This is a genomic window from Amycolatopsis keratiniphila subsp. keratiniphila (genome assembly GCF_001620365.2).
In the GTDB taxonomy this organism is placed as follows: Bacteria; Actinomycetota; Actinomycetes; order Mycobacteriales; family Pseudonocardiaceae; genus Amycolatopsis; species Amycolatopsis keratiniphila.
The window spans coordinates 374,847-398,361 of sequence record NZ_LQMT02000032.1 but is presented as its reverse complement, the minus strand read 5'-3'; the positions used below and the strand labels follow the sequence as shown (position 1 = coordinate 398,361).

The window sequence follows — 23,515 nt, the reverse complement described above, 5'->3', positions numbered from 1 at the left end:
CGCCGCGCCTGTGTGCCCAGTCCGTGAAGGCCTCCTTGAGGGACCCAGAGTCCCTCAAGGAGGCCTTCACGGACTTCGGACCTCACCACTCACGAGGCGTCTCGCGTCAGGTCCCGGATCTCGGGCCACGGCCGGAACCCGCCCGATTTGTAGGTCGTCACGGCGGCGACGTTGGAACTGGGCGTGTTCACGGCCGCGCTCGACGAGCCGAGCTCCCGGAGCGCGGCCGCCGCGGCGACGGTGATCGCCCGCCCGTATCCGTGGCCGCGCCGGTCGGCACGCACGCCCATCGGTTCGAGCAGCCCGGGCTTGCCGGGACCGGCCGACCATACGGCGACCGCCGCGACGGCGTCCCCTCGGTCGTTGTAGCCGAGCAGACACCGGGCATCGGCGTACGGCGCCGAGGCCGCCATCGTCCGCCACTTTTCGGCGGTGAACGTCGATCCGCCGAACGCCGCCCCGATCACGTCGGCCCAGTCGGCCGCCAGATCCGCTCCGACCGTCTCGATCCGCAGGTCCGGAGCCTTCACCGGCTCGGTGAGGTCGAGGCTCAGCGGCGTCCATGGCTCTTCCTCGTCGACGTGCCAGCCGTGGCCGGGCAGCAGATCCTGGAGCAGCGCGTCCATCGGCGCCTCGACGGAGACCTTTCCGGCGGGCAGGACACCACGTTCGGGCGCGGCCACGTCTTCGGCCAGCCGCCGCGCCAGTTCTTCGTCCCGGCGGACGTCCGGCGCGGTCGTGAGCCGCAGGAGGTCGGCTCCGTCCAGGAAACCGACGGCGAGGATCCGGCCGTCCCTGCGCCAGATCCGGACCGCTTCGGCCACCGCGGGCGCGCCGTTACGCCAGTACCAGCCGAGGTCACCGGGATGCACTTGCCAAGCCACGCCTTCGGATTGCCATTCCCGCAGCGCCTCGACGGCCTCGCCCAGCCCGTCGGTCCCCGGCTTCTCCAAGCTGATCACCATGGCGCGATCACACACGATGCCGCGAGGAGCCGCATCCGGTTTTCGGCGGGGCAAGATGGGGGAGTGAAGTCACTTCAGCGCCGTCTCTGGGAAGCGGTCGAGCCGCTGCACGCCGTCGTCTACTTCGCCCCGGAGACCGCGGCCGCGGCGAAGGCGGCGGGCCTGCCGGGCTGGTGGATGGGCTATTTCGCCGGCCGGGTCGCGCCGCTCGGGCCGCTGCCGGAACCACCCGCGACCGCGATGCTCTTCGGGTTCGCCCCGAGGATGGTCGCGCGTTCCCTGCCCGACGCGTGGAAATTTGCCGAACCGGCGGTCGTGCTCCGGAGCCGGATGGCCGCCGTCGAGGAAGCCCTGAACCGGATCCTTCCCGCCGACGCGCCCCTCGGGGACCTCGCCGATCTGCTCGAACACGCCGTCACCGGCTGCGACTACGCGGCCAGGCCGCTCGCCGCCGCCTGGTCATCGGTCGCCAGGCCCTCGACGCCGGCTGGCCGGGTCTGGCTCGCGGCGACGGTGCTGCGCGAGCATCGCGGGGACGGCCACGTGCTTTCCGCCGTCGCCGCCGGACTGCGCGGACTCGACACGACACTGACCCATATCGGCAGCGGGGCGGTGACGCGTGAGGTCATCCAGATCAACCGCGGCTGGTCCGACGACGAGTGGGACGCGAGTGTCGCGCGGCTGTCCGAACGAGGGATCCTCGACGCCGATCTCCGGCTCACCGGCCCGGGAATCGAGCTGCGCCAACGGGTCGAGGACGAAACGGACCGCCTCGCTCTCGGCCCGCTCGACGCCTTGGGCGAGGACGGGGCGGCCGAGGTCCTGCGGATCGCCGTCCCGCTGAGCCGCCGGATCTTCGACGCCGGCGCGATCCCGTTGCCGAACCCGATGGGGGCGCCGCGGCCCTGACGGCTCGAAACTGTCGGACCCCGGTGGGACGCTGATGCACATGGCGACGTGGCAGCAGTTCAGTGAAGAGGCACCCGCGCTGGCGGAGAAGATCAAAGAGCGGTTCACCGCGGCGAAGTCGCATGTGCTGGCGACGGTCCGGCGGGACGGTTCGCCCAGGGGCAGTGGCAGTGAGGTCGATTTTCGTGAGCAGGATCTGCTGATCGGTTCGATGATCGGCGCGATGAAGGCGAAGGATCTGCAGCACGACGGCAGGTTCGCGATCCACGCCGCCTCGGCGATCGACGAGGGCGGCGCGGACGCGAAGGTGTCGGGAAAGGCCGTCGAGATCACCGATCCGGCGGAGGTCGCCCGCCTGCAGGGCGACGACGGGGAGGCTCACGTCTTCCGGCTCGACCTCACCGAGGCGGTGCTGACCTGGGTCGAGGGCAACACTATCTATTTCGACTTCTGGAAGGAGGGTCAGGGGCTCAAAAGGCTCGCGAGGCCGGACAGCGGTCCGGTGGTCGAGGTCGCCGTGGGCTAGACGCTAGATCCGTTCGATGATCGTGCCGGTGGAAAGCGCGCCACCGGCGCACATCGTCACCAGCGCGGTGCTCGCGTCGCGGCGTTCCAGCTCGTGCAACGCCGTGGTCAGCAGACGGGCGCCGGTGCTGCCGACGGGATGCCCGAGCGCGATCGCGCCACCGTTCACGTTGACCTTGGCCTCGTCGGGCCGGTGCACCCGTTGCCACGACAACACGACCGAAGCGAACGCCTCGTTGACTTCGAAGAGGTCGAGGTCGCCGATCGTCATCCCCGCCTTGGCGAGGACGCGTTCGGTCGCCTGAACGGGCCCGTCGAGGTGGTAGTACGGCTCCGCGCCGACCAGCGCCTGCGAGACGATCCGCGCTCGCGGCCTGAGGCCCAGTGCCTTGGCCCGGTCCGAGTCCATCAGGAGGAGCGCGGCCGCGCCGTCGGAGATCTGCGACGACGTCCCGGCCGTGTGCACGCCGCCTTCGAGGACGGGCTTGAGCTTGGCCAGGCCTTCGACGGTCGTGTCGCGAAGTCCTTGGTCGCGCGACACCAGCCGGGTCTCGCCGGTCGGAGTGCCGTCCTCGCCGAGCACGGGGGCCTTCACGGCGACGACCTCGCGGTCGAAGTGCCCCGCGGCCCATGCGGCGGCGGCTTTGGCCTGAGACTCGGTCCCGAACCGGTCGACGTCGAGGCGGGTGATCCCGCGGCGTTCCGCGATCCGCTCGGCCGCGCCGTACTGGTTCGGCATGTCGATCGACCACGACTGGGGCCTCGGCGTGCCGATGCCCTCGCCGCGGTTCGCGCCCAGCGGGACCCGGCTCATCGCCTCGACGCCGCATGAGACCCCGGCGTCGATAGCGCCCGTCGCGATGAGCCCGGCGATCAGATGCGTCGCCTGCTGCGCCGAGCCGCACTGGGCGTCGATGGTCGTCGCGCCCGTGGTCTCCGGGAGACCGGCGTGCAGCCACGCCGTGCGCGTGACGTTGCCCGCCTGCTCGCCCGCCTGGGTCACGGCGCCGCCGATCGCCTGCTCGACCAGCGCGGGATCCACGCCCGCCCGCTCGAGCAGGGCGCGCTGCGCCGCGCCGAGGATCTCGGCGGCGTGCAGCCCCGCCAGGTGCCCCCTGCGCTTGCCGATGGGGGTGCGGACCGCCTCGACGATCACCGGACTACCCACGTTCGCCTCCTGGGAAACACTGTTCACTACCGAGAAAAGTAGAACACGTTCTTGGTTTGGGCAAGCCGTCCCAGGGTTGACCGGATTTTGATCACTGGTCGTCGTTCCCCCTTTTTGTAGGGAGTGCAAGATCCACGCGGGTCGAGTAAACGGGTTTCACTGAAACTCTTCACTTGGTAAACGCCGTATGCTTCAATCGGGTCTAGAACGTGTTTCATTGGCGAACCGCGTAGGAGGTAGCCCGTGGCCGCTCCCCTGATCCCCGCCGGTTTCGATTTCACCGATCCGGATCTGTACGCCACCAGACTGCCTCTGGAGGAGTTCGCCGAACTCCGCCGTACGGCACCGGTCTGGTGGAACCCTCAGCCGCACAACACCGCGGGCTTCCGCGATGACGGCTACTGGGTGGTCAGCCGGCTCGATGACGTCAAGGCGGTGTCGAGGGACAGCGAGCTGTTCTCCTCCCGCGAGAAGACCGCGATCATCCGGTTCGACGAGAACATGACCGACGACAGCCTCGAAGCCAACCGTCTGGTCCTGCTCAACATGGACGCCCCGCAGCACACGAAGCTGCGCCGGATCGTGTCGAAGGGCTTCACGCCGAGGTCGATCGCGAAGCTCGAGGACACCCTGCGCGATCGCGCGGAGCGGATCGTCAGCGAGGCCAAGAAGAAGGGCTCCGGCGATTTCGTCGTCGACGTCGCGTGCGAACTTCCCTTGCAGGCCATCGCCGAACTGATCGGCATCCCGCAGGAAGACCGCCTGAAGGTCTTCGACTGGTCGAACCAGATGGTCGCCTACGACGACCCCGAGTACGAGGTCGAGCCGCTCGCCGCGTCCGCCGAGATCGTCGGCTACGCCTGGAACATGGCCGAAGAACGCCGCAAGTGCCCGATGGACGACATCGTCACGAAGCTGGTGCAGGCCGACGTCGACGGCGAATCGCTGGCGTCGGACGAGTTCGGCTTCTTCGTCATCCTCCTCGCCGTCGCGGGTAACGAGACCACGCGCAACGCGATCACCCACGGGATGAAGGCGTTCCTCGATCACCCCGATCAGTGGGAGCTGTACAAGAAGGAACGCCCGAAGACCGCGCCGGACGAGATCGTCCGCTGGGCCACGCCGGTGGTCGCCTTCCAGCGCACCGCGACCCGGGACACCGAACTCGGCGGGCAGCGGATCCGCAAGGGCGACCGGGTCGGGATGTTCTACAGCTCCGCGAACTTCGACCCGGACCACTTCGACCAGCCGGAGAAGTTCGACATCCTCCGCGAGGACAACCCGCACGTCGGTTTCGGCGGCACGGGTTCGCACTACTGCATCGGCGCCAACCTCGCGCGGCTGGAGATCGATCTGATCTTCAACGCCATCGCCGACGTCATGCCGGACATCGCCGAGCTCGCCCCGCCCGACCGGCTCCGGTCGAGCTGGCTCAACGGGATCAAGCACTACCAGGTCCGCTACGCCTGATCGGCCGGGACCGCGGCCGTGGGGCACCATGGGGCCATGGGTCCCCACGTGCAGGTCGACGTCGAAATGTCCTTCCGGGTCACGAAACCCGGCCCCGCCGCGTTCGTGATCGCGCTCGCCGGTGGGGCCGGGCAAGAGGAGTTCGCCTATCCCGCGCCGCCGCGCCAGGTGGCGTTCGAACACGGGACCCGGGCCCAGGTCGTCGATCTGCCGCCCGGTGAACACGTGGTTCGGTACCGGGCCGAACGCACGCTCGACCCGGCCGATGCCGAACCTGTCGGCCTGGACGACGTCATCCGCTACACCAGGCCCAGCCGGTACTGTCCCTCGGACCGGATGGGCGGGCTCGCGCTGTCCCGCTTCGGCGGCCTGCCCGACGCGCGCACCCAGGTGGAGGCGATCGTCCGGCACGTGGGCGAGCACCTGTCCTATGTGGTCGGTTCCGGTTCGCCGACCGACGACGCCGTCGACACCTACCTCGCCGGGGAAGGGGTCTGCCGCGATTACGCGCACGTCTGCATCTCGCTGTGCCGTGTGCTGGACATCCCCGCCCGGTTCGCCGCCGTCTACGCGCCCGGACTGTCCCCAATGGACTTCCACGCCGTGTTCGAGGCCGCGATCGACGGCCGCTGGTATGTGTTCGACGCCACCGGTCTCGCGCCGAGGCAGAGCCTCTGCCGGATCGCCACCGGCCGGGACGCCACCGACACCGCGTTCCTCTCCACCCTCGGCTGTGAGCTGGACTTTCTCGGCAACACCGTGCTGGCGACCGCGGGCCCGTCGCTGCCGGAGGACGACGGCTCGCGGCTGATCGCGCTCGCTTGATCGCGTGTTGCCCACGAGCCGTGACTTGCCTGAGGTAGACATTGGCGTGTGAGGGAGAAGCAAGCACCGACGAAATGGCAGCGGCTGCGGGCCCGCCACCGCTGGCTGGACCACGTGGCGCGGGCGGTGAACCGCTACGTCGAGTACGGCGGTTACCACTACGTCGCGTCGATCACCTATTTCAGCCTGTTCTCGCTGGTGCCCATCCTCATGGTCGCGGTTTCGGTGGCGGGTTTCGTGCTGGCGAGCCAGCCGCAGCTGATCGAGTCGATGCTGAACGCGATCACCGGCACCCTGCCCGGCGGCCTCGGTGACAAGGCGGGGGAGCTGCTCACCGGATTCGTCGAGCAACGCACCAGTGTCGGGATCATCGGTCTGATCATCGGCTTGTACTCCGGCTGGAACTGGATGAACTCGCTGCGGGACGCGCTCACCGCGCTGTGGGGCCAGAACCGATCGGATCTCCCGCTGCTGCGCACGATCGCCGCCGACCTGCTCGCGCTGCTCGGCCTCGCGAGCGCGCTGCTGGTCTCGTTCGCCATCACCATCTCCGGGTCCGCGCTCGGCCGGTATCTGCTGGGGCTGGCCGGCGTGGACGACACCGCCTGGGGCCACAACGTGCTGTCGGCCATCTCGATTCCGTTGGCGCTGCTGGCGAACTGGCTCGTGTTCCTCTGGGTGCTCACCCGGTTGCCGCGGAAACCGGTCGGTGTCCGCAGCGCGATGCGCGGCGCGGTCGCGCTGGCGCTGGGCTTCGAACTGCTGAAGCAGGCCGGTGGGATCTACCTGCGCCTGATCGGGAACTCACCGACCGGGGTCGCGTTCGGTTCCATCATCGGTCTGATCTTCTTCATCTCGCTGGTGGCGCGGATGCTGGTTTTCGTCACGGCCTGGACGGCGACCGCGCGCGACGCCCCGCCGGACCCAGTGCGTCCGCCGCCGCCCGTGGTGGTCCGGCCCGTGGTCGCGGCACCCGATCGGCACGGGCTCAAGCCGGTGCTGGTCGGCGCGGTGACCGGGGTGGTCGCGACCTTGGCCGCGCAACGCCTGCGGCCGCGCCGCCGTCCCTGATCTGAAGGAGGATTCGATGCCGGGTGCCCGGATACCGTCTCTGACCGATCTTGAGGGTTCGCGGGTGGATGAGGCGCGCTCGATATGTGAGGCCGCCGGGTTCGAGGTCCAGGTGGTCGACCGGGAGCGCCACGAATTCTTGACGCTGGACCACCGCCCGAACAGGATCCGCTTGTATGTCAGATGGGGCAAGGTCGAAGAAGCCAAACGCGGCTGAAGGGTTGCCGGCGTGGTTTGGCGTGTCAGGAAAGGGTCGTTCAGGACGAAAAACGTCGTGAACGACCCTTTCCTGACATCGCACGGCCGGTGGTTCAGGAACCGGGCTTCGCCGACCCCACCACCCACATCGAGAAGAACTGCGAACCGCCGCCGTACGCGTGCCCGAGCGCGATCCGCGCCCCGTCGACCTGGTAGTCCCCGGCCCGGCCCATCACCTGCTTGGCCGCTTCGGAGAACCGCAGCATCCCGGACGCGCCGATCGGGTTCGACGAGAGCACCCCGCCCGACGGGTTGACCGGCAACCGCCCGCCGAGCGCGGTCTCGCCCGCCTCGGTGAGTTTCCAGCCCTGCCCCTCGTCGGTGAACCCGAGGTTCTCCAGCCACATCGGCTCGAACCACGAGAACGGCACATAGATCTCGGCGGCGTCCACTTCGGACAGTGGGTCGGTGATCCCGGCGTCGCGCCACAACGCGGCCGCGGCGTCCCGGCCCGCCTGGGGGTTGACCTGGTCGCGTCCGGCGAACGTGGTTGGCTCGGTGCGCATCACGGTCGCGTGGATCCACGCGGCGCCACCGGGTACGGCGTCGCCCGACGCCTCGTCCCCGATCACCATCGCGCACGCGCCGTCCGAGGACGGGCACGTCTCGTCGTAGCGGATCGGGTCCCACAGCATCTGCGACGCCCGCACCGATTCCACCGTGATGTCGGACTGCCGCAGATGCGCGTACGGATTCAGCGCGCCGTTGCGGCGGTCCTTGGCCGCGACGATCGCACCGACGTGGTCAGGCGCGCCGGACCGCCGGATGTACGAGCGCACGTGCGGCGCGAAGTACCCGCCCGCCCCGGCGCCCACCGGCATCTGGAACGGCGGCAGGATCGACAGACCCCACATCGCGTTCGACTCGGACTGCTTCTCGAAGGCCACGGTCAGCACCCGTTTGTGCACGCCCGCCTGCACCAGCGACGCCGCCACGAGCGCGGTCGACCCGCCGACCGAGCCGGCGGTGTGCACGCGCAGCAACGGTTTCCCGGTCGCGCCGAGCGAGTCGGCGAGGAACAGTTCGGGCATCATCACGCCCTCGAACAGATCCGGCGCCTTGCCGAGGACGACCGCGTCGATGTCGTCCCAGCCGGTCCCCGCGTCGAGCATCGCGCGGTCGATGGCCTCCCGGAGCAGGCCGGGCATGGACACGTCGGTGCGTTTGGCCTTGTGGTGCGTCTGGCCGGTTCCCAGTACGGCCGCGAGGTGCTTCACGAGAGGACCTCCAAGGTCGCGACCAGGTTCTGCTGGAGGACGGGGCCGCTGGTCGCGTGGGCGAGGGTCTTGCGCGCGCTGCCGTCGAGGACGCGGTTCGCCGCCTCGCCGATCCGCGCCAGCCCCGCGGAGAACATCGGATTGCCGGTCAGGACGCCGCCGGAGGGATTGATCCGCACCTGGTCGCCGAGGCCGAGTGCCTCACGCAGGATCAGCTCCTGATGGGTGAACGGTGCGTGCAGTTCGGCGACCTCGACGCCGTCGAGATCGAGCGCCCGCCCGGCGGCCGCCGTCGAAGGCGACTTGGTGAGGTCCCGGACGCCGAGCGCGGGGGAGTCGACCCGGTGCTCGATCCCGGTGATCACCGCGGGACTGTCGACGAGGTCCGCCGCCCGTTCCGCCGAGGCGAGCACGAGCACGGCGGCGCCGTCGGTGATGGGCGCGATGTCGTGGGCCCGCAACGGATCCGCGAAGTAGGGGGCGTCGAGCAGCTCCGCGACCTCGACCGTCCCGGAGATCTGCGCGGCGGGATTGCCGGCGGCGTCCGCGCGGCTGCGCGCGGCGACCTCGGCGAGATCCTTTTCCGACCACAGCCCGGATTCGAGCCCCAGCCGCGCCTGGATCCCGGCCACGCTCACCGAGTCCGGCCACAGCGGCGCGACGACGTAGGGATCCATCTGCAGGGCGAGCACCCGCCGCAACTGCCCGGCCGACGATTTGCCGAAGCCGTAGACCAGCGCGGTCTCCACCTCGCCCATCCGGATCTTCAGCCACGCCTCGTACAGCGCCCAGGCGGCGTCCATCTCGACGTGCGACTCGTGGATCGGCGGGAAGGCACCGATCGCGTCGACCGCGGCGATGAACGAGAACGCGCGGCCGGCGAGGTAGTCCGAGGAACCCGAGCACCAGAACCCGATGTCCTCTTTGGACAGACCGGTGCGCTCGAAGACCTCGGCGAAGATCGGCACCAGCATCTCCACGCCGTTGGTGGTGCCCGGGGTACTGCGGACGTTGGGGGCCTGCGCGAAGCCCACGACTGCTACATCTGGCACGGTGGTCCTCACAGATGGTGGGCGAAGGATTCGTACGGTGCGTCGGGTTCGCCGGTCGGTTCGAAGTGACCGATGTTCTCCAGCGAGGTCCACCATTCGTCCCGTGGCTTCCACGCGGCCCGGACCCGCATGCCCATCCGGACGTCGGCGGCGTCGCAGCCGAGGACCAGGTGCAGGAACGCGATGTCCGCGCCGTCGAGCAGGATGTACGCGGCCACGTACGGCGGTTTGATCTTCTGGCCGAGGAACGGCACGTTCACGATGCAGAACGTGGTGACGATGCCGGTGTCGGGCAGTTCGACCTCGTCGGTGGTCGGCACGCCGTCGGTCGGGCACGCGCCGCGCGGCGGGATGTAGACCTTCTCGCACGACGGGCAGCGCTGACCGATCAGTTTCCCCTCCGCGAGCCCGCGCAGATACCGGCTTTCCTCGGGTGACGCGGAATGCTGGTAGCGCAGGTGGATCGGTGTGATCACGACGCTGACCGGCGCGCCCTCCTCGCGGTCCGCGACCGGGGGAGGCGCCTCGGTGGCTTCGGTGTCGGGCCCGTCGGCGGGGACGAAGTAGGCGATGTCCCGGATGTGCCCGACGGTCTCGTCCGCCCAGCGGATCCGCACGCGCTGTCCGGTGTGGACATTCGACGGCGTGCCCGCGTCGACGGCGTGCAGGATCGAGGTGTCGGCGCCGTCGAGGCGGATCAGCGCCCAGGCGAACGGCCGCGACAACGGCTGGCCGTCGACGGGTTCGGCGATCCAGGACCAGGAGACGATCTCGCCCTCGGAGGCCACCGGAACGAACTCGGACAGGGCTTCGGCGGTCACGGGGTCGTACTCCAGTGGGGGTACGTGGACACGGCCGTCGCTGCCCCGGACGCCTTCGACGCGGCGCTCGCGCAGGGCGTCGACGAACCGGCCGAGTACCGGGCCGACCGAACGCGTGTAGTCGAAGCCCACGTTGAGCGGGGCCGACAGCGGGAGTTCAGGTGCGCTCACGTTCTGAGTGAAACATGTTCTCGATTTCTCGGCAAGATCGGTCATCTCGGCTTGGCTGGCGGTTGCTCTTGAGTGGAACGCGTTCTAGATTCGCGGGTATGTCGACTGCCACCGGGACACTTGGGGTCTGGAACATCGCCGCACAGGAGCCGGAGCGGGTCGCGCTCGTCGATCCGGACGGCCGCTCGATCGGTTATGGCGACCTCGCCGCGAAAGCGAACGCGTACGCCCGGGGTCTGCAGGCCCTCGGGCTGGAGGCCGGGGACGTGGTCGTCGTCCTGCAGCCCAACGGCGACGAGCTCGTGGCGGCCTATTTCGCCGCCATCCAATCCGGCCTGTACATCGTGGTGGTCAACTGGCATCTGGTCGGGCCGGAGGTCGCCTACATCCTGTCCGACAGCGGTGCCAAGGCCTTCCTCGCGCACGAACGGTTCGCCGACGTCGCGATCGCCGCCGCGGACGAGGCCGGGATCCCGGAACGCGGCCGGTTCGCCGTCGGCGACGTCGACGGCTTCCGCCGGATCGAGGAACTCGGCTCCGGTGAGGGCGACGGCCGTCCGGAGCGGCGCACGGCAGGCTCGCCGATGCTCTACACGTCGGGGACCACGGGGCGGCCCAAGGGTGTCCGGCGGCCGCTGACCGGCGCCGACCCCGACTCCGTGCCGGCCGCGTCGACGTGGTTCTTCGGGATCTTCGGGCTGGCGCCGCACGACGACCACGTGCATCTGTGCGGATCGCCGCTCTATCACACGGCCGTGCTCAACTTCGTCGCGATTTCCCTGCAGCTGGGCCATACCGCGGTGCTGATGGACCGCTGGGACGCCGAGGACATGCTGCGGCTGATCGAGCGGCACCGCGTCACGCACAGCCACATGGTCCCGACGCAGTTCCGCCGCCTGCTCGCCCTGCCGGACGACGTCCGCGCGGCCTACGACCTGAGTTCGCTGCGCGTGATGATCCACGGCGCCGCCCCGTGCCCGCTGGAGGTCAAACGCCGGATGCTCGACTGGTGGGGCCCGGTCGTCACCGAGTACTACGCGGCCACCGAAGGTGGCGGCACGGCGATCTCGGGCGAGGAGTGGCTGAAGAAACCGGGTTCGGTCGGGCTGCCGTGGCCGGGTTCGACGATCAAGATCCTCGACGACGAGGGCACGGAACTGCCCGCCGGCGAGACCGGCACCGTGTACATGAAGATGGGCGACTCGAAGTTCGAGTACCACAAGGACCGGGCGAAAACGGACAAGGCGCGAGTCGGGGACCTGTTCACCCTCGGCGACGTCGGTCATCTCGACGAGGACGGCTACCTCTTCCTGCACGACCGCAAGGCGGATCTGATCATCTCGGGCGGGGTCAACATCTACCCGGCGGAGATCGAGGGTGAGCTGGTGATGCACCCGAAGATCGCCGACGTCGCCGTGTTCGGCGTCCCGCACGAGGACTGGGGCGAGGCGATCAAGGCCGTCGTCGAGCCCGCGGACGGTGTCGAGCCCTCCGATGAGCTGACCGCGGAGATCCTCGAGTACGCGGCGTCGCGGCTGGCGAAGTTCAAGCTCCCGCGTTCCGTCGACTACCTGCCCGAACTCCCGCGCGACCCGAACGGGAAGCTCTACAAGCGCAAGCTTCGCGACCCGTACTGGGAAGGCCACCGCGTCCCCTGACGCATCCAGAGGACGAAACGCGGGGGTCAGCGGCCCCGGAAGATGGGTTTACGCTTCTCGGCGAAGGCGCGAGGGCCTTCCTTCGCGTCTTCGCTCGCGAAGACCTCGATGCCGTACTGGGCGTCGAGCTTGAAGGCCTCTTCCTCGTGCATGCCCTCGGTGTCCCGCATGGTCTTGAGGATCGCGCGGACGGCCAACGGGCCGTTCGCGGAGATGAGGCTCGCGAGTTCGAGTGCCTTGTCCAGTGCCTTGCCGTCCGGAACGACGTGGCCGATCAGGCCGATCTCCAGCGCCTCGGCCGCGGTGATGTGCCGTCCGGTCAGCAGGAGATCGGCCGCGACGGTGTACGGGATCTGGCGTGGGAGCCGCACGGCCGAACCGCCCATCGGGAACAGGCTCCACCGCGCCTCGGACACGCCGAACTTCGCGCTCTCGCCCGCGACGCGGATGTCGGTGCCTTGAAGGATCTCGGTCCCGCCCGCGATCGCCGGGCCTTCGACGGCTGCGATCAACGGCTTCGTCAGCCGCCGCGCTTTCAGCAGGCCCTCGATCTTGCTGGGGTCGAAAGTGCCCTTCTCGAACGAGTCGGACGGCGAATTCTTCGACATCGACTTCAGATCCGCGCCCGCGCAGAACGCGCCACCCGCGCCGGTGAGCACGCAGCACCGGACGTCCTCGTCCTCGTCGACCCGGTTCCACGCCTCGACCATGATGCCGAGCATCTCGCCGCTGAGCGCGTTGCGGGCCTCCGGTCGGTTCATCGTGACCACGAGGGTGTGTCCGATCTTTTCCACCAGCGCGTGCGGTTCGCCCACCTGAACCTCCCATAGAGCGGCCATTGCCCAGAACGATAACATGTTCTACTTTGAGGAAGTGGCACTCAACATCGCGGATCTACTCGAGCACGCCGTCGACGCCGTGCCGGAGCGCATCGCGGTCGTCTGCGGCGATCGGCGGGTCACCTTCGCCGAATTGGAAGAGCGCGCCAACCGGCTGGCGCATCACCTCGCCGCACACGGCGTGGGACCCGGATCCCACATCGGTGTCTATTCCCGGAACTCGATCGAGGCCCTGGAATCGATGATCGCCGCGTACAAGCTGCGCGCGATCGCGGTCAACGTCAACTACCGCTACGTCCACGGCGAACTGCGGTACCTGTTCGACAACGCCGACCTCGTGGCGCTGGTCCACGAACGCGGTTACTCGGACACGGTGGCCGCCGTCCTGCCGGAAACCCCGAAACTGAAACACGTTGTCGTTGTCGACGACGGAAGCGACGGCGACTACTCGTCCTACGGCGGCGTGGACTACGAAGCCGCGCTCGCCGAAGGCTCGCCCGAGCGCGACTTCGCCGAACGCAGCGCCGACGACATCTACATCCTCTACACCGGCGGCACCACCGGCTATCCCAAGGGCGTCCTGTGGCGTCACGAGGACATCTGGCGCGCGCTCGGCGGCGGCATCAACTTCGTCACCGGCGAGTACGTCCCTGACGAATGGACACTCGCCGAACAGGGCAAGTCGGGCAGCCTGGTCCGGCTTCCGGCCGCGCCGCTGATCCACGGCGCCGCGCAGTGGGCCGCGTTCGGCGCGCTGTTCACCGGCAGCCCGGTCGTGTTCGTCCCGCGGTTCGACGCGCACGAGGTCTGGAAAGCCGTGCAGGACAACAAGGTCCAGGTGCTCACCATCGTCGGCGACGCGATGGCGCGGCCGCTGATCGACGCCTACCGCGAGGGCGACTACGACGCGTCGTCGATCGTGGCGGTGTCGAGTCACGCCGCCCTGTTCTCCCAGTCGGTGAAGCAGGAATTCCTGTCGCTGCTCCCGAACGTGGTGATCACCGACGCGATCGGTTCCTCCGAAAGCGGGTTCACCGGTATCGGCATGGTCAGCAAGGACAGCGATCATTCCGCCGGTCCGAGGGTCAACTTCGGCAAGGACGCGATCCTCGTGGACGACGACGGCGCGCTCGTCGAGCCGAAACCGGGCGCAATCGGCCTGATCGCCCGGCGCGGGCACGTCCCGCTCGGGTACTACAAGGACCCCGCGAAGACCGAGAAGATCTTCGTCGAGATCGACGGCAAGCGGTACGTCGTCCCGGGTGACTACGCGCGCTACGAGGAAGACCTCACGGTGACCCTGCTCGGCCGGGGGTCGCAGTGCGTGAACACCGGCGGCGAGAAGGTGTACCCGGAAGAGGTCGAGGGTGCGCTCAAATCGCATCCGGACGTCTTCGACGCGCTCGTCATCGGCATCCCCGACGACCGGCTCGGCCAGCGGGTGGCCGCGGTGATCCAGCCGCGCTCCGGCAAGGAACTCGACGTCGCCGCGCTCGAAGCGCACGTACGGACCGAGATCGCCGGCTACAAGGTGCCACGCAGTCTGTGGCTCACGGAGGAGATCGGGCGCTCACCCAGCGGGAAGCCGGACTATCCCTGGGCGCAGCGCTACGCCGCCGAGCACGAGCCCATCACCATCCAACCGGCGTAGCGCCTGTTGGCGGAGCTGCAGAGTTACTTGGAAAGGCGACCAAACGCGTGAACCCGCCCGGCCGTAGGCCCCGCTATCGCGGACGCGGGTTCACCACCGGCACTGAAGGAGTTTCATGCGGACGTCTCTGTGCGACCGGCTCGGGATCGACCTGCCGATCGTCGGGTTCACCCCGTCCGAGCACGTGGCCGCGGCGATCAGCCGGGCGGGCGGTCTCGGCGTGCTGGGCTGCGTGCGGTTCAACGACGCGGCCGAACTCGACGCCGTCCTGTCCTGGATGGACGAGAACACCGGCGGGAAGCCGTACGGCGTCGACATCGTGATGCCGGCGAAGATCCCGGCCGAAGGGACGTCGATCGACCTCGCCAAGCACATCCCGCAGGAGCATCGCGACTTCGTGGAGCGGACGCTGCGCGACCTCGCGGTGCCGCCGCTGCCGGACGACACCGACGAACGCGCCGGCGTGCTCGGCTGGCTGCATTCGGTCGCCCGGTCCCATGTCGAGGTCGCGCTGAAACACCCGATCCGGTTGATCGCCAACGCCTTGGGGTCACCGCCGGTGGACGTCATCGAGCAGTGTCACGCGAAGGGTGTGCCGGTCGCGGCGCTGGCGGGCAAGGCCGAACACGCCGTCCGGCACGTCGACAACGGCGTCGACATCGTTGTGGCACAAGGATACGAGGCGGGCGGGCACACCGGCGAGATCGCGTCGATGGTGCTGCTGCCCGAGGTGGTGGACGCCGTCGGCGACCGTGTCCCGGTGCTCGCCGCGGGCGGGATCGGCTCGGGCCGGCAGGTCGCGGCCGCGCTCGCGCTGGGCGCTTCCGGGGTCTGGATGGGCTCCTTCTGGCTCGCCACCGAGGAATACCTCCAGACGATGGGGGAGTCCGAGGCGATGCAGCGGGCGCTGGTCGCGGCGGGATCGTCCGACACCGTCCGCACGCGGATCTACACCGGCAAACCGGCGCGGCTGCTCAAGACGCGGTGGACCGAGGCGTGGGCCGCGCCCGGCGCGCCCGAGCCGTTGCCGATGCCGCTGCAGAACCTGTTGGTCTCCCACGCGCACAACCGGATCCACCACGCGGCGGATCCGAGCGTGGTCTCGATGCCGGTGGGGCAGATCGTCGGGCGGATGGACCGGGTGCGCCCGGTCGCCGACGTGATCGCGGAACTCGTGTCGGGCTACGAGGAGACACTGTCGCGTTTGGACAAAACCCGCTGACGACCCCCGAACGCAATGAACGGTCCGTTACTTGCGAATTTCGCAAGTAACGGACCGTTCATGGCATGCCGTGCGGTGGGACTAGAGACCGGCGGCCGCGTTCTTGATCGCGGTCGCGAAGGTGCTCACCTCGGTGTAGACGCCGGGAGCGTGCGCCCGCGCGCAGCCCTCGCCCCAGCTGGTGATGCCGACCTGGATCCAGGCACCGGCGCTGTCGCGACGGAACATCGGGCCGCCCGAGTCACCCTGGCAGGTGTCGACGCCACCGGAGTTGACGTTGCCCGCGCAGATCTCGGCGCTGTCGATCAGGTCGGCGTAGCTGCCGCCCTGCGCCTTGCAGGTCGAGTCGGAGACGAACGGGACGTTGGCCTTGAGCAGGTAGCGCTGCTGCGCCCCGCCCTCGGTCGCGGCGCCCCAGCCGGCGACGGTGAAGGTGCCGCTGTTGTTGGCGGTCGTGGTGGCGATCGGCAGCGTCGGGATGCCGCTGACCGGGCTGGCGAGCTTGATCAGGGCCCAGTCACCACCGGTGGAGGTGGGGTAGGTCGGCGACCGGTACACGTAGGTCGATTTGACCTTCTTGGCCGCCGTGCTCTGCAGGTCCACCACGCCGAGGGTGGCGGTGATACCCGTGTTGGCCCCCGTCCGCGACACACAGTGCGCGGCCGTCAGCACGATCTGCGGGGTGTAGAGCGCACCACCGCAGCCCATGGAAAGCCTGACCATCCAAGGGAATTCGCCCTGAGCGGCCCGGGTGCCACCGACCACGTCGGTGGACGGCGGCTCCGCGGCGGCGGCTTGCGGAGCCGTGGCGAGACCCGCCAGGGTTCCGGCCGCCGCGACTGCGATCAGGGTCTTTTTGAGCAGGCTGAACCGACGCTTGATGTCCAAGGGTTCATTCCTTCCGGCTGTCCACAGTGGAGGCAGGGAGACTGACTGCGGCCAATTGACTACAGCAGGTGGGCATACGCCGGGACAACCGACTTTCTTCGGATCTTTCGGTCGATGGTGGTGATTAACGGACGCCCGGGCCTGATCGCCGACGAATGGCGTGGGCCGGAGTGCCCAACGCCCTTACTCCCGGAGCGGGAGCCGCCGGAACCGCCGGAAGGCTGAACGCCCGCCGAGGGGTGCCCTTTCGGCCACGAGTGTGAGCGTGGCATGAACACTTCGTTCGGGTCAGTACAGGCATGGGGAATCGGGCCTAGGATCTGGATCGTGAAAGCGCGTTCGCCTAGACTGCATCCCCCCGCCGACGGCCCGGTCCGGGACGGAATTCCCGAGCACGGCCGCATTCCCCGCTATTACGCGGTCAAAGTCGACCTGCTCGACGTGATCTCCGAATTGGGCCAAGGAGCGGTACTTCCCACCGAAAGGGAACTGTCCGAACGATTCGAGGTTTCCCGTGCGACGGTCCGTCAGGCCGTCGGTGAACTCGTGCTGGAAGGGCGGCTGAGCAGGCGGCAGGGGAGCGGCACGTACGTTGCAGGCCCCAAGCTCGTCCAGCCGCTCGCCTTGGTGAGTTACACCGAAGGACTCAGGAGGCAGGGCATTCGGCCCGGCCGTAATTTGATCTCTTTGGAACGCCGCGAGGCCGGTCCGTCGCTGGCTTCGGAACTGGAAATCGATCCCGAAGACGACGTCATCCACATCGAACGGGTGCTGCTCGCCGACGACGAGCGGGTCGGGCTGGAATCGACCTATCTCACCGCCGCGCGATTCCCGACGCTCATGGATGTGTTCGATCCCACACAGTCGCTCTACGCCTGTTTGCGGGAGCGGCTGGGGGTGGTCTTCGACGGTGCGGAGGAGCGGGTCGAGACCGTGCTCGCCACTCCGCGGGAGGCACTGCTGATCGGGACGAACCCGGCGCTGCCGATGCTGCTGATGCACCGGACCTCGTGGGGAACCGACGGGGTCCCGTTCGAACGTGTCCGTTCGCTGTTCCGCGGCGACCGGCTCTCCTTCGAGACCCGACTGGGCCGCGTGGAGTAGCCACCTGCCGCAGTCAGTCCTCTGAACGCGATATTTGCGGATTCAACGACCGCATCCAGAGGACGAAACGCAGCGTAATGTAACGCGAAGATAACAGGTCTGGTCCACATTTCGGAGGCACTTCACCTGGGGTTAGGACGGGGGTCACGGAGCGTTGGTGCGCGCAGACGAGCGTCTGCGGTGTGCGAATCCTCATCATCGGCGGCGGAGTGCTCGGCACCCAGCACGCCTGGCAGGCCGTCGAACGCGGCCACGACGTCGTCCAGATCGAACGGGAACCCGAGGCCAGGGGCGCGTCCGTGCGCAACTTCGGCCTGGTCTGGGTCGGCGGCCGCGCCAGCGGGCCCGAACTGGAGACGGCCGCCAGGGCGCGGGTGCTGTGGGAGCGCATCGGGGAACGCGTCGAAGGGATCGGCTTCCGGCCGAACGGCTCGCTCACCGTCGTCCGCACCGAGGCCGAACTCGCCGTCGCGCGGGCGGCCGCCGACGCAGGCGAAGACCGCGGCTTCAAACTGCTCGACGCCGCCGAGACCCGCGAGCTGAACCCGGCCCTGCGAGGTGAATTCCTCGGCGCGCTCTGGTGCGACCGCGACGCCGCCGTCGAACCGCGTGTCGCCCAGCCCGCCCTGCGGGCCGAACTCGCGAAGTCCGGCCGCTACACCTGGGTGCCCGGCCGCGAGATCCGCGACCTGACCGATCGCGGCGTCGTCGACGACACGGGCGAGACCCACGAGGGCGACGTCGTGGTGCTGTGCACCGGCGCCTGGACCGGCGGCCTGGTCAAGGAGCTCGCCGGGACGACACCGGTCCGCCGCGTGCGTCTGCAGATGGCCCAGACCGAGCCGCTCGGGGAAACCCTCACCACCACGGTCGCCGACGCGGACAGCTTCCGCTACTACCCGGCGTACCGCGGCGAGGCGCTCGACGGCCTCAACGCGGGCCAGCCGCAGGGCGAGATCGCCGCGGCCGCCAAGATGCAGCTGCTCATGGTCCAGCGCCTCGACGGCTCACTGACCATCGGTGACACCCACGAGTACGACGAGCCGTTCTCGTTCGACACCACCGAAGCCCCGTACGACCACCTCGCCGAGGTCGCCGGGGCACTGCTCGGACGGCCGCTGCCGCGGATCACCCGCCGCTGGGCCGGGGTCTACGCCCAGACCACCGACACCGCCCGGATCGTGCACCGCGCCCGCGTCGCGGACAACGCGTGGCTCGTCACCGGGCCGGGCGGCCGGGGGATGACCTGTTCCCCCGCCATCGCCGAAGACACCGCAGAGGAGCTCTCCTGGTGAACACCGAACTCGTCGTCCTGGACATGGCAGGCACCACCGTCGCCGACGACGGCCTGGTGATCCGCGCCTTCACCGCCGCGATCGCCGCCGCCGGAGTGTCCGAAGAGGACAGCCGCTTCCCCGGAATGCTCGACTACGTCGTCGAAACGATGGGGCAGTCCAAGATCGTCGTCTTCCGCGCCCTGCTCGACGGGGACGAGGAACGCGCCCAGCGCGCGAACACCGCCTTCCAGGACGCCTACGAGAAACTCGTCGCCGACGGACACTGCGAGCCGATCCCCGGCGCCGAGGAGACGATCCAGGACCTGCGCGCCCGCGGCGTCAAGGTCGCGCTCACCACCGGTTTCGCGCCGGCGACGCAGAACGCGATCCTCGACGCGCTGGGCTGGCACGGCCTCGCCGACGCCGTGCTGGCGCCGGGCGACGGGGTCCGTGGCCGCCCGTACCCCGACCTGGTCCTCGCCGCCGCGCTGCGGCTCGAAATCACCGACGTCCGCCGGATCGCCGTCGCCGGTGACACCGCCTCGGATGTCCAGACCGGGCTGCGGTCCGGCGCCTCGATCGTCGCCGGCGTGCTCACCGGATCGGCGAAGAAGCCGGAATTCGAAGCCGCCGGCGCCACCCACGTCCTCGAATCCGTCCGCGATCTCCCCACCCTGCTGTCCTAAAAGGAGCTTTGACGACATGAAGAAACTCGCGGCCACCGCCCTCGCCGCCCTGCTCGCCCTCACCCTGGGCGCCTGCGGCGGAACCGCCGGTGGCGCGTCCGGCGACCAGACCGTCACGCTGTACACAGTGGACGGTCTCGAGGACTGGTACGCCCAGCGCATCGAGGAGTTCAAGGCCAAGACCGGGATCACCGTCCAGGCGGTGACCGCCGGCTCCGGCGAGGTCGCCTCGCGGGTGGAGAAGGAGAAGGCCAACACCCAGGCCGACATCCTGGTCACGCTGCCGCCGTTCATCCAGCGGGCCGCGTCGCAGGGCCTGCTGGCCGCCTCGGCGCCCGCCGGGATCGACCAGGTGCCCGCCGGGCAGAAGGACGGCCAGGGCCGCTACTTCGCCCTCATGAACAACTACCTCAGCTTCATCCGCAACCCGCAGGTCTCGCCCAAGACCTGGGACGACCTGCTGTCGCCGTCGCTCAAGGGCAAGCTCCAGTACTCGACCCCCGGCGAGGCGGGCGACGGCACCGCGGTCCTGCTGCAGCTCCAGCACGTCCTCGGTGATCAGGGCGCGCTCGACTACCTCAAGAGGCTCGAAGCCAACAACGTCGGCCCGTCGTCCTCCACCGGCAAGCTCCAGCCGAAGGTGGCCAAGGCCGAGATCCTGGTGGCCAACGGCGACGTCCAGATGAACCTCGCCGCGATCGAGAAGAGCGGCGGGTTCGAGGTCTTCTTCCCGGCCGACGCGCAGGGCAAGCGCTCCACCTTCGCCCTCCCGTACTACGCGGGCCTGGTGAACAACGCGCCGCACGCCGAGAACGCCAAGAAGTTCCTGGACTTCCTGCTTTCGCCCGAGGTGCAGGGCAAGGCCGTCGACGCCTTCGGCGCGCCGTCGCGGACCGACGTCACGCCGTCCGGCCCGCGCGCGGACAAGGTGAAGGCCGCCCTCGCCGGAGTCGAGATCTGGCAGCCGGACTGGGACGCCGTCCTCGCGAAGCTCGACGCCGACCTCGCCGCGTACAAGAAGGCCGTGGGCCGATGACCCCGGCGGTCGAATTCCGCGGCGTGTCCGTCCGCTTCGGCCGGACGACCGCCCTCTCGCCACTGGACCTCACCGTGGCGAGAGGGGAGACGCTGGCGATGCTCGGGCCGTCGGGCTCCGGCAAGTCGACGGCCCTGAAGGCGCTCGCGGGTTTCGTCGTGCCGAGCACCGGCCGCGTCCTGCTCGACGGCGAGGACGTCACCGAGCTGCCGCCGCACCGGCGCGGCCTCGGCGTGGTCGTGCAGAGCTACGCGCTGTTCCCGCATATGCGGGTCGAGGCCAACGTCGCTTTTGGCCTCAAGGCACGGAAAACACCCCGTGCCGAGACGGCGGGCCGGGTCGCCGAGGCACTGGAACTGGTCGGGATGGGCAAGTACGCCCGGCGCTACCCGCGTGAGCTTTCGGGCGGACAGCAGCAGCGTGTCGCGCTCGCGCGGGCGTTGGCGATCCGGCCGCGGGTGCTGCTGCTCGACGAACCACTGTCCGCTTTGGACGCAGCCCTGCGCGAGGACATGGTCGCGGAGCTGCTGCGGCTGCGGGCCGAACTGCCCGACACCACGCTGATCTACGTCACCCACGACCAGGGCGAGGCGCTGGCGCTGGCCGACCGGATCGCCGTCATGCGCGACTCGAAACTGGTCGAACTCGGGCCCAGCCGCGAGCTCTACCAGCGGCCGTCGACGGAGTTCACCGCGAGCTTCCTCGGCGCGTCCAACCTCATCCCGGTCGAGCTGATCCAGGCCGACGGCACCAGGGTCCGGCTCGGCGATCGCGAACTGGCGGCCGACCCGTCCGGGACCTTCCGGGCGGGCCAGCCCGTCGCGCTCGGCGTCCGGCCGCACCGGGTCGGGATCACCGCGCCGGACACCCCCGGCGCGCTGCCGGCCGTCCTGCGCGGTGTCCAGTGGCGGGGCACGGGTTTCCGGCTCGACCTCGAACTCGCGCACGACGGCAACGAAGTCCGGGCCGAGGTGCCGGACATCGACGGCCTCCCGGACGTGGGGCAGCGGGTCGGAGTGTCCATTCCGGACGGTTGCCCGCTGGTGGGCGTCGGATGACCGGCCTCGCGCTCGCCACCACGGCGGCGGCACCGGCACGGCGACAGGAGAAACGACCCGGTCGCGGCTGGCTCCTGCTGCCGCCGGTGCTCGTCCTGCTCGGCTTCTTCGGTTACCCGCTGGTGCTGGTCGTCCTGCAGTCACTGGAATCGAAGACCGGCGAGTTCGGCTTGTCGGTCTGGCTGGACGTCCTGGGCTCGGCGGAATTCCGGGACGCCGCCTGGAAGACCGTCGCGCTCGCGCTCGGCGCCACCGCGGGCTGCGTGGTGCTGGGGACGTTCCTCGCGCTGGTGATCGCGTTCGTGCCGTTCCCCGGCGCGCGGACGCTCTCGCGGCTGGTGGACACCGTGCTCGCGTTCCCGTCGTTCCTCATCGCGCTCGCGTTCACCTTCATCTACGGCAGCGCGGGAATCCTGGGCGCGGGCGGGTTCCTGTACTCGCCGTTCGGGATCCTGCTGGCGGAGATCACCTTCTACACGCCGTTCGTGATGCGGCCCGCGCTCGCCGCGTTCGGCCAGGTCTCCTCGGCGCAGATGGAGGTCGCGGCCAGTCTCGGCGCGAAACCCGGCCGTGTGCTGCGCCAGGTGATCCTGCCGGAAGCCTTGCCCTCACTGGCTTCCGGCGCGTGCCTGACCATGCTGCTGGCGATGAACGAGTTCGGCATCGTGCTGTTCCTCGGCGCCAAGGACGTCACGACACTGCCGATGCTGGTCTACGGCAAGGGGATCGTCACCTTCGACTTCCCGCAGGCCTGCGTCATCGCGGTGGTCAACGTCCTGTTCTCCCTGGCCCTGTACGGAACCTACCGGCGACTGACGAAGGGAGGCCGCCGTGCTGCTGTGGACCAGGCGTAGCCGCGTCCTGCTGTGGGTGGTGTTCGCGGCGCTGTTCACCGCGATCGTGCTCGCGCCGCTGCTGATGATCGTGCTGGCGTCGGTCGCCGGGAACTGGACGGGATTGCTGCCGGGCGCGCTCACCGGCTCGCATTTCGCGCAGGCGCTGTCCGGGGAGACGTTCGCGAGTCTCTCGGTGAGCATCCAGACCGGTGTCATCGCGTCGCTGGTGTCGGTGCTGCTCGGCACATGGGCCGCGCTCGCGTCACCGTCGGCACCGCCGAAGCTGCGGAAGGCCGTCGACACCCTGTTCCACCTGCCGATCGCGGTACCGTCGGTGGTGCTGGGGCTGGCGCTGCTCGTCGCGTTCAGCCGTCCGCCGCTCGCCTTCAACGGCACGCGCTGGATCGTGCTGCTGGGACACGTGATGATCCTGCTGCCGTTCTCCTACAGCACGGTGTCCGCCGCCATCGCGCGGATGGATCCGCTGCTGGCGCAGGCCGCGGCGAGCCTCGGCGCGTCGCCGGTCCGCGTGCTGCTGCGGGTGCGGCTGCCGGTCCTGCTGCCGTCGATCTCGGCGTCGGCCAGCCTCGCGCTCGCGATGTCGATGGGCGAACTGGGCGCGACGATGATGCTGTACCCGCCGGACTGGCGCACGCTGCCCGCGAGCATCTTCGCGCTCACCGACCGGGGGCAGGTGTTCCTCGCGTCGGCGAGCACGGTGCTGCTGCTGGCCGTCACCCTCGCCGGGGTGGTGATCCTCGGGCTGGTGCGCGGCCGTGCGGCACAGCGATGATGCAACCATTCGTCC

Annotated in this window: 23 protein-coding genes; 16 read left to right on the top strand and 7 right to left on the bottom strand. The window is 69.4% G+C overall.

Annotated elements, in window-relative coordinates; all coding sequences use genetic code 11:
* Window positions 1–89 precede the first annotated feature (89 nt).
* A complete protein-coding gene (locus AVR91_RS31725) occupies window positions 90–965 on the bottom strand; it encodes a GNAT family N-acetyltransferase (protein WP_063272997.1) in 876 nt (291 codons plus the stop codon).
* Window positions 966–1,028: 63 nt separating this feature from the next.
* On the opposite strand from AVR91_RS31725, the gene AVR91_RS31720 reads away from it, so the two are divergent.
* Both AVR91_RS31720 and AVR91_RS31715 read left to right on the top strand, forming a co-directional pair.
* A complete protein-coding gene (locus AVR91_RS31720) occupies window positions 1,029–1,874 on the top strand; it encodes an SCO6745 family protein (RefSeq protein ID WP_063272996.1) in 846 nt (281 codons plus the stop codon).
* A gap of 40 nt (window positions 1,875–1,914) precedes the next feature.
* Window positions 1,915–2,400: a pyridoxamine 5'-phosphate oxidase family protein gene (locus AVR91_RS31715; RefSeq protein WP_063272995.1), complete on the top strand. Its 486-nt coding sequence runs from the start codon at window positions 1,915–1,917 to the stop codon at window positions 2,398–2,400.
* A 3-nt stretch (window positions 2,401–2,403) separates the two neighbouring features.
* On the opposite strand, the gene AVR91_RS31710 is transcribed toward AVR91_RS31715, so the two are convergent.
* The gene (locus tag AVR91_RS31710; protein WP_063272994.1) at window positions 2,404–3,567 is read right to left on the bottom strand and encodes a steroid 3-ketoacyl-CoA thiolase; all 1,164 of its coding nucleotides are present in this window, start codon (window positions 3,565–3,567) and stop codon (window positions 2,404–2,406) included.
* Between the two features lie 243 nt (window positions 3,568–3,810).
* Between AVR91_RS31710 and AVR91_RS31705 the strand changes: the two genes are divergently transcribed.
* The 4 genes from AVR91_RS31705 to AVR91_RS31690 are packed head-to-tail and all read left to right on the top strand — an operon-like array spanning window position 3,811 to window position 7,150.
* On the top strand, window positions 3,811–5,037 hold the full coding sequence (locus AVR91_RS31705) for a cytochrome P450 (protein ID WP_063272993.1): 1,227 nt from the start codon (window positions 3,811–3,813) through the stop codon (window positions 5,035–5,037).
* 36 nt (window positions 5,038–5,073) lie between these two features.
* Window positions 5,074–5,862 (top strand): transglutaminase-like domain-containing protein, encoded by a 789-nt coding sequence (locus AVR91_RS31700; RefSeq protein ID WP_063272992.1) that lies wholly within the window; start codon window positions 5,074–5,076, stop codon window positions 5,860–5,862.
* 48 nt (window positions 5,863–5,910) lie between these two features.
* Window positions 5,911–6,933, top strand: a complete 1,023-nt coding sequence (locus AVR91_RS31695; RefSeq protein ID WP_063272991.1) for a YhjD/YihY/BrkB family envelope integrity protein — start codon at window positions 5,911–5,913, stop codon at window positions 6,931–6,933.
* A 16-nt stretch (window positions 6,934–6,949) separates the two neighbouring features.
* Complete coding sequence (locus tag AVR91_RS31690; protein ID WP_063272990.1) at window positions 6,950–7,150, top strand: PASTA domain-containing protein; 201 nt, start codon at window positions 6,950–6,952, stop codon at window positions 7,148–7,150.
* A 94-nt stretch (window positions 7,151–7,244) separates the two neighbouring features.
* Here the strand turns inward: AVR91_RS31690 and AVR91_RS31685 are convergent, their stop codons facing one another.
* From AVR91_RS31685 to AVR91_RS31675, 3 genes are read right to left on the bottom strand one after another with little or no spacing between them, the layout of a single operon-like run.
* Window positions 7,245–8,408, bottom strand: coding sequence for a thiolase domain-containing protein (locus AVR91_RS31685; RefSeq protein WP_063272989.1), 1,164 nt, complete (start codon window positions 8,406–8,408; stop codon window positions 7,245–7,247).
* Complete coding sequence (locus AVR91_RS31680) at window positions 8,405–9,460, bottom strand: thiolase domain-containing protein (protein ID WP_063273000.1); 1,056 nt, start codon at window positions 9,458–9,460, stop codon at window positions 8,405–8,407. Before AVR91_RS31680 ends, AVR91_RS31685 begins: the two co-directional genes overlap by 4 nt.
* Window positions 9,461–9,468: 8 nt before the next feature.
* Entirely contained in the window at window positions 9,469–10,497 is a 1,029-nt protein-coding gene (locus AVR91_RS31675) for a Zn-ribbon domain-containing OB-fold protein (protein WP_063272988.1), read from the bottom strand.
* A gap of 53 nt (window positions 10,498–10,550) precedes the next feature.
* Here AVR91_RS31675 and AVR91_RS31670 point away from each other — a divergent pair, with 53 nt between their 5' ends.
* Window positions 10,551–12,110 carry an acyl-CoA synthetase gene (locus AVR91_RS31670; RefSeq protein WP_063272987.1) on the top strand — a complete coding sequence of 520 codons (1,560 nt, stop codon included), beginning with the start codon at window positions 10,551–10,553 and terminating at the stop codon, window positions 12,108–12,110.
* A 26-nt stretch (window positions 12,111–12,136) separates the two neighbouring features.
* Here AVR91_RS31670 and AVR91_RS31665 read toward each other — a convergent pair whose 3' ends face one another.
* Window positions 12,137–12,925, bottom strand: coding sequence for a crotonase/enoyl-CoA hydratase family protein (locus tag AVR91_RS31665; protein WP_063272986.1), 789 nt, complete (start codon window positions 12,923–12,925; stop codon window positions 12,137–12,139).
* Window positions 12,926–12,983: 58 nt separating this feature from the next.
* Between AVR91_RS31665 and AVR91_RS31660 the strand changes: the two genes are divergently transcribed.
* Window positions 12,984–14,600, top strand: a complete 1,617-nt coding sequence (locus AVR91_RS31660) for an acyl-CoA synthetase (protein WP_211282795.1) — start codon at window positions 12,984–12,986, stop codon at window positions 14,598–14,600.
* Between the two features lie 115 nt (window positions 14,601–14,715).
* The gene (locus tag AVR91_RS31655; RefSeq protein ID WP_016332907.1) at window positions 14,716–15,822 is read left to right on the top strand and encodes an NAD(P)H-dependent flavin oxidoreductase; all 1,107 of its coding nucleotides are present in this window, start codon (window positions 14,716–14,718) and stop codon (window positions 15,820–15,822) included.
* A gap of 81 nt (window positions 15,823–15,903) precedes the next feature.
* Here AVR91_RS31655 and AVR91_RS31650 read toward each other — a convergent pair whose 3' ends face one another.
* Entirely contained in the window at window positions 15,904–16,710 is an 807-nt protein-coding gene (locus tag AVR91_RS31650; RefSeq protein ID WP_083737794.1) for a S1 family peptidase, read from the bottom strand.
* Between the two features lie 327 nt (window positions 16,711–17,037).
* Here AVR91_RS31650 and AVR91_RS31645 point away from each other — a divergent pair, with 327 nt between their 5' ends.
* The 7 genes from AVR91_RS31645 (at window position 17,038) to AVR91_RS31615 (ending at window position 23,500) form a co-directional block, all read left to right on the top strand.
* Window positions 17,038–17,814, top strand: a complete 777-nt coding sequence (locus AVR91_RS31645) for a GntR family transcriptional regulator (protein WP_063272984.1) — start codon at window positions 17,038–17,040, stop codon at window positions 17,812–17,814.
* 182 nt (window positions 17,815–17,996) lie between these two features.
* Window positions 17,997–19,109 (top strand): TIGR03364 family FAD-dependent oxidoreductase, encoded by a 1,113-nt coding sequence (locus AVR91_RS31640; protein ID WP_063272983.1) that lies wholly within the window; start codon window positions 17,997–17,999, stop codon window positions 19,107–19,109.
* Window positions 19,103–19,777, top strand: coding sequence for a phosphonatase-like hydrolase (locus AVR91_RS31635; RefSeq protein WP_063272998.1), 675 nt, complete (start codon window positions 19,103–19,105; stop codon window positions 19,775–19,777). Before AVR91_RS31640 ends, AVR91_RS31635 begins: the two co-directional genes overlap by 7 nt.
* Window positions 19,778–19,793: 16 nt before the next feature.
* On the top strand, window positions 19,794–20,813 hold the full coding sequence (locus AVR91_RS31630) for a 2-aminoethylphosphonate ABC transporter substrate-binding protein (RefSeq protein ID WP_063272982.1): 1,020 nt from the start codon (window positions 19,794–19,796) through the stop codon (window positions 20,811–20,813).
* Window positions 20,810–21,871 (top strand): ABC transporter ATP-binding protein, encoded by a 1,062-nt coding sequence (locus AVR91_RS31625; protein WP_063272981.1) that lies wholly within the window; start codon window positions 20,810–20,812, stop codon window positions 21,869–21,871. The genes AVR91_RS31630 and AVR91_RS31625 overlap by 4 nt, the downstream gene beginning before the upstream one ends.
* Window positions 21,868–22,725: a 2-aminoethylphosphonate ABC transporter permease subunit gene (locus AVR91_RS31620; protein WP_063272980.1), complete on the top strand. Its 858-nt coding sequence runs from the start codon at window positions 21,868–21,870 to the stop codon at window positions 22,723–22,725. The genes AVR91_RS31625 and AVR91_RS31620 overlap by 4 nt, the downstream gene beginning before the upstream one ends.
* Complete coding sequence (locus AVR91_RS31615) at window positions 22,703–23,500, top strand: ABC transporter permease (RefSeq protein WP_063272979.1); 798 nt, start codon at window positions 22,703–22,705, stop codon at window positions 23,498–23,500. The genes AVR91_RS31620 and AVR91_RS31615 overlap by 23 nt, the downstream gene beginning before the upstream one ends.
* Window positions 23,501–23,515: the final 15 nt, after the last annotated feature.